Source organism: Cryobacterium sp. TmT2-59, assembly GCF_004403545.1.
GTDB classification, from domain to species: domain Bacteria; phylum Actinomycetota; class Actinomycetes; order Actinomycetales; family Microbacteriaceae; genus Cryobacterium; species Cryobacterium shii.
Genome location: NZ_SOGM01000064.1, coordinates 1 through 6,103, shown reverse-complemented (window position 1 = coordinate 6,103; position 6,103 = coordinate 1). Strand labels below are relative to the sequence as shown.

Below are 6,103 nucleotides of genomic sequence, written 5' to 3'. Positions count from 1 at the left end.
GGCGCCGCCTGGGGCCAGCGCCCCGGCGCCGAGCGCGCCGCCGTGCTGCACCGGGCCGGCCTCGCGCTCGCCGCGAACCGGGACCGCCTGATCGAGGTGATGGCGGCCGAAACCGGCAAGACCATCGCCGAGGGTGACCCGGAGGTGAGCGAGGCCGTCGACTTCGCCCACTACTACGCCGAACGCGCCAGGGACCTCGACTCCGTGCAGGGGGCCACCTTCGTGCCCTCGAAGCTGACCGTGGTCACCCCGCCCTGGAACTTCCCGGTCGCCATCTCCGCGGGCGGCGTGCTCGCCGCCCTCGCGGCGGGCTCCGGCGTCATCGTCAAGCCGGCCAAACTCGCCCAGCGCTCCGGCGCGGTGATGGTCGAGGCGCTCTGGGAGGCCGGCGTGCCGCGCGACCTGCTCGTGCTGGTGGACCTCGCCGACCGTGAGCTGGGCACCCGGCTGATCTCGCACCCGGCCGTGGACCGGGTCATCCTGACCGGCGCCTACGAGACCGCGCAGCTGTTCCGCAGCTTCCGCGAGGACCTGCCCCTGCTGGCCGAGACCAGCGGCAAGAACGCCATCATCGTCACCCCCTCCGCCGACCTCGACCTGGCCGCCGCCGACGTGATCAAGAGCGCGTTCGGCCACGCCGGGCAGAAGTGCTCGGCCGCGAGCCTGGTCATCCTGGTCGGTTCGGTCGCCAAATCCGAGCGCTTCCTCAGCCAGCTGACGGATGCCGCGACCTCCCTGCGCGTCGGCCGCCCGTCCGACCCGGTCACCCAGATGGGCCCGATCATCGAGCCGGCGGAGGGAAAGCTCCTGCACGCCCTGACCACGCTCGGCGTGGGCGAGCAGTGGCTGGTGGAGCCGAAGCAGCTCGACGAGTCCGGCGCCCTGTGGTCGCCCGGCATCCGCACCGGGGTCGCTCCCGGGTCCTACTTCCACCTGACCGAGTTCTTCGGCCCGGTGCTCGGCGTGATGCACGCCCGCAACCTGGCCGAGGCCATCCGGTTCCAGAACGCGGTGGACTACGGCCTCACGTCCGGGCTGCACTCGCTCGACTCCGCCGAACTGGCCGAGTGGGTGGACACGATCGAGGCCGGAAACCTCTACGTGAACCGCGGCATCACCGGCGCGGTCGTGCAGCGCCAGCCGTTCGGCGGCTGGAAGCGCTCTGCCGTCGGCGCGGGCACGAAGGCGGGCGGACCGAATTACCTTCACGGGCTCGGCAGTTGGGTGACCGACCCCGGCCGCAACTCCTCCACCCTGCACCTGCGCGGCCTGGACCAGACCGTCACCGACGTGATCGAGGCGGCGCAGACCGTGCTCGACTACGCCGACTTCGACGTGCTGCGCCGCTCTGCCCTGAGCGACGCCCTGGCCTGGCGCGAGGAGTTCGGCGTCGTGAAGGACGTCTCGAACCTCGGCCTCGAACGCAACCTGTTCCGCTACAGCCCGCTGCCCGTCACGGTGCGCCTGGCCGAAGACGGCACCCTCTCCGACCTGCTCCGGATCATCGCCGCGGCCACCCTGACCACGTCCCGGTTCGAGGTCAGCAGTGCCATCCCGGTGCCTCCGCTGGTGCGGAACGCGCTGTCCGAGCGTGAGATCCCGGTGACGGTGGAGAGCGACGCGGAATGGCTGGAGCGCGCGGCGGCCGGCGGCATCCGCACCAGCCGGGTGCGACTGATCGGCGGGGACCGGCTGACCGGGGCGACGCAGGCGGCATCCGCCCTCACCCACGCGCTCCGCGGCAGCCCGGACATCGCGATCTACGCGCACCCGGTCACCCAGGCCGGCCGGGTCGAGCTGCTGCCTTTTCTGCGTGAACAGGCGATCTCGATCACCGCCCACCGTTTCGGCAACCCCAGCACGCTCTCGGACGGGGTCATCTAGCCCGTCGCGGGGCGCCGTCGCCCGCACGGCGGCGGTGCCCCGGGCCCGGCACGGGTGACGGCGCAGGTCACGGCGCAGGTCACGGCGCAGGTAAAATGGGACCGTGACGGTCGCAGTATGCGGCTGCTCGGGGCAGGGATACGGACAACGAACAGGTTTCTGGTGCAGGATTGCCGGGCTGCGGGTTTCCAGCGCTGCAATTCGACAGGGGAATCAGAGTTGAACGGAAACGCCACGACGACGCACCGTAACGTCGCCCTGCTGTCGGTGGACAGCGAACTCGCCCCGCGGATCACGACCTCGGTCGAGATCGACGCCCGACTGCAGCCGGCGCTGAAGCGCCTGCGCCTGCCCAGCGGCCTGCTCCAGCGGGTGGCCGGCGTGCAGGAGCGCCGTAACTGGGCGCCCGGACAGGCGTTCGACGACGCGGCCGTGCTGGCCGGCCGGCGTGCCCTCCAGTCCGCCGGCATCGAGCCGGGCCAGGTCGGGCTGATGATCAACACCTCCGTGACCCGCAAGCACCTCGAGCCGTCGGTGGCCGTGCGCATCCACCACGGCCTCGGCCTGCCGTCCTCGGCCACCAACTTCGACATCGCCAACGCCTGCCTCGGTTTCGTCAACGGCATGACCCTGGCCGCGCAGCTGATCGACTCCGGGCAGGTGCAGTACGCCGTGGTCATCGACGGTGAGGACGCCGACGAGATCCAGTCCAACACGATCGACCGGCTGGGCCGCGCCGATATCAGCCGCAAGGACTTCATGAGCGAGTTCGCGAGCCTCACCCTCGGCTCCGGCGCCGCGGCGGCCGTGCTCGGGCCGGCGGACGCGCATCCGGAGGGCCATCGCATGCTCGGCGGGGTGACGCGCGCCGCGACCCAGTTCAACGGCCTCTGCGTCGGCAGCGTCGACGGCATGTTCACCGACGCCAAGGCGCTGCTCAAGGGCGGCATGGAACTCGTCGTCTCGGCCTGGACCGAGGCCAAACGCGACTGGAACTGGTCCGGCATGGACCGCTACATCCTGCACCAGGTGTCGGACGTGCACACCAACGCGATCATCAAGGCCACCGGCCTGGACCGTTCCCGGGTTCCGCTCACGTACCCGCTGCTCGGCAACGTCGGGCCGGCGTCGATCCCGATCACGCTCGCCGAGGAGGCGAAGCGGCTCTCACCCGGCGACCGGGTGCTGCTGATGGGCGTCGGGAGCGGCCTGAACACCGCCATGATGGAACTCGCCTGGTGAGCAGCCGCCGCAGCACGAGCACCCGCACGAGCACCCGCACCGGCACCGGATACCGCCTGCCGCGGGCGGCCGAGACGGCCGCCCCGGCGTCACTGCCGCCGCAGGGACTGCCCGGCCTCGACCCGGCCTTCTCCCGGCTGGTCACCGCTGCCGAGACCGCTGCCGAGACTGCTGCCGAGACCGGCGGGGAGCGACCGGCGAGCCGCACCTGGCACCTGCTCGACAACGCCGATCGGCTGGCCGAACTCGGGCTCACCCCGATCGGTACCGTGCTCTGCGTGCACGGCAACCCCACCTGGTCCTACCTCTGGCGTGACCTCGTCACCGCCGCGACGGATGCCGCCATCGCCGGCGGCCCGGCGTGGCGGGTCATCGCCGTCGACCAGCTCGACATGGGCTTCTCCGAGCGCACCGGGGCGCCGCGCCCGCTGGCCCGCCGGGTCGCCGACCTCGCCGACCTCACCGCCGAGCTCGGACTGGCCGGCCCCGTGCTCACCTTCGGCCACGACTGGGGCGGCGTGGTCTCGCTCGGCTGGGCGGTGGACCATCCGACCCTGCTCGCCGGGGTGCTGCTGCTGAACACCGCCGTGCACCAGCCGGAGGACGCGCCGATCCCGGCCCCGCTGCGGCTGGCCCTGCGCCACGGCGTGCTCGGCGCCGCAACGGTCGCCACGCCCGCGTTCCTGGAGACGACTCTCGCGCTCGCGCATCCGCCGCTCTCCGCCGCCGTGAAGCAGGCCTACCGCGCGCCCTACCGCGGGGCAGCGCGCCGCGGCGGCATCGGTGCGTTCGTCGCCGACATCCCCGTCGACGACGCGCACGAGAGTGCGGCCGAGCTCGTGCGCATCTCCACCGGGGTGCGCCGCCTGGACGTGCCGGCCCTGATGCTCTGGGGCCCGGCCGACCCGATCTTCAGCGACCGGTACCTCGACGACCTCGCGCAGCGCCTGCCGCAGGCCGACGTGCACCGGTTCGAGGGCGCCGGGCACCTGATCGCCGAGGACGTCGACTACGCCTCCGCCGCACTGACCTGGCTCGGCGACCACACCTTCGCCGCCCCGGACCCCCTGCCCGGAGCGGCCCTCCCCGCCGGAGGGCTCCCCGCCTCAATGTTCCCCGCCGGAGTGCCCGTTCCGGTCGAGAGTGCCCGTTCCGCGGGTCACTCTCGTCCGGAACGGGAACAGTCGGAGGGCTGGGCGGCGAGCGGGCAGCATCCGCTCTGGCACTACCTGGACGAGTTGCAGGGCAGCGACGACACCGCCCTCGTCGACATGGCCCCGCCGGGCGGCGGCGCACCCCGCGTCGTCAGCTGGCGGCTGCTCTCCCGCCGGGTGCGGCAGCTCGCCGCGGGCCTGCACCTGATCGGCGTGCGCAAGGGCGACCGGGTCTCCCTGCTGATCCCGCCCGGCGCCGACCTGACCGCCGTGCTCTACGCCTGCGTGCGCATCGGCGCGATCGTGGTCGTGGCGGATGCCGGCCTCGGCCTGCGCGGCCTGACCCGGGCCGTGCGCGGCGCGCGTCCGGACCACGTGATCGGCGCCGCCCCCGGGTTGCTCGCCGCCCGGGCCCTCGACTGGCCCGGCCAGAAGATCGCCGTCGCCCGGTTCCCGAGCACGGTGGCCCGACTCCTCGACATCTCCTTCACCCTCGCCGAGATCATCGCGCTGGGCGCGGACGAGCAGCTGCCCGGGCCGCCCGGGCCCGGCGACACGGCGGCCGTGCTCTTCACGTCCGGCTCGACCGGTCCGGCCAAGGGCGTCGTCTACACGCACGGCCAGCTCGCCGCGGTCAGCCACGCGCTGCACGCCCAGTACGACGTGGGCCTCGGCACCGGACTGGTGGCCGGTTTCGCCCCGTTCGCCCTGCTCGGCCCGGCCCTCGGCGCCCGCTCGGTGACCCCGGACATGGACGTGACCTCCCCGAAGACCCTGACCGCGACCGCCGTCGCCGCCGCGGTCGCCGCCATCGACGCGACCGTCGTCTTCCTCTCACCGGCCGCGCTCGCCAACGTCGTCGCCACCGAGGCCACGCTCAGCGCGGCCGACCACCGCAGCCTCGCCGGCGTGCGCAGCTTCCTCTCCGCCGGCGCGCCCGTCTCCGAGCCCCTGCTGGCCGCCGCGGCCCGCCTGATGCCCGGCGCCAGCGCCCACACCCCCTACGGCATGACCGAGGGACTCCTGATGACCGACATCTCCCTGGCGGGCATCCGCGAGGCGACGGCGGCGGTCACGACCGAGGCGTCGGCGATCGCGGCGGCCACGCCCGGGTCGGTGACGACCGAGACAGCGGCGACGGCCGGGCCGGGCACGACCGAGACGACGGCGACGGATGCCCCGGCCGGCCCCGGCGGCGTCTGCGTCGGCCGTCCCGCGGCCACCACCGACCTCCGGATCAGCGCCCTCGACGCCACCGGTGCGGCTACCGGCGCCCTCGCCGAGACCCCCGGGATCACGGGGGAGATCGTCGTCTCCGCCCCCCACGTGAAGAACCACTACGACCGGCTCTGGCTGACCGATCGCGCCTCCCGCAGCGGCGTGACCCCGGGGCGGCGCTGGCACCGCACCGGCGATGTCGGGCACCTGGACGAGGCCGGACGGCTCTGGGTCGAGGGCCGCCTGCCGCACGTGATCACCAGCGCGGCCGGCGTGCTTACCCCGGTCGGACCCGAGCAGCGCCTCGAGCGCGTCGCCGTGGTGGCCCGCGCCGCCGTCGTCGGGGTCGGTCCGGCCGGCATCCAGCAGGTCGTCGCGGTCGTCGAGACCACGCCTGCGGCCCGCCGGGTGGGCCTGGCCGCCCCGGAACTGGCCGCCGCCGTGCGCGCAGCCGCCGGCGTGCCGCTCGCCGCGGTGCTGGTGGTGCCGCAGCTGCCCACCGATATCCGTCACAACTCGAAGATCGACCGCACCCGGCTGGCCGGCTGGGCCGCCGGCATCCTCTCCGGCGCACGGATGAGGCGGCCGTGACGCCGGCCGCGGCG

At 73.8% G+C, this 6,103-nt stretch carries 3 protein-coding genes; all 3 read left to right on the top strand.

Annotated features, from left to right (window positions below; genetic code table 11):
- Positions 1 to 1,884, top strand: a 1,884-nt coding sequence (locus tag E3T24_RS10680) for an aldehyde dehydrogenase family protein (protein WP_134405654.1), incomplete at its 5' end; no start/stop codon positions are given.
- Positions 1,885 to 2,103: 219 nt separating this feature from the next.
- A complete protein-coding gene (locus E3T24_RS10675; protein WP_241976053.1) occupies positions 2,104 to 3,126 on the top strand; it encodes a 3-oxoacyl-ACP synthase III in 1,023 nt (340 codons plus the stop codon).
- Between the two features lie 56 nt (positions 3,127 to 3,182).
- Positions 3,183 to 6,089 (top strand): alpha/beta fold hydrolase, encoded by a 2,907-nt coding sequence (locus E3T24_RS10670; RefSeq protein WP_134434606.1) that lies wholly within the window; start codon positions 3,183 to 3,185, stop codon positions 6,087 to 6,089.
- The last annotated feature ends 14 nt before the right edge of the window (positions 6,090 to 6,103 follow it).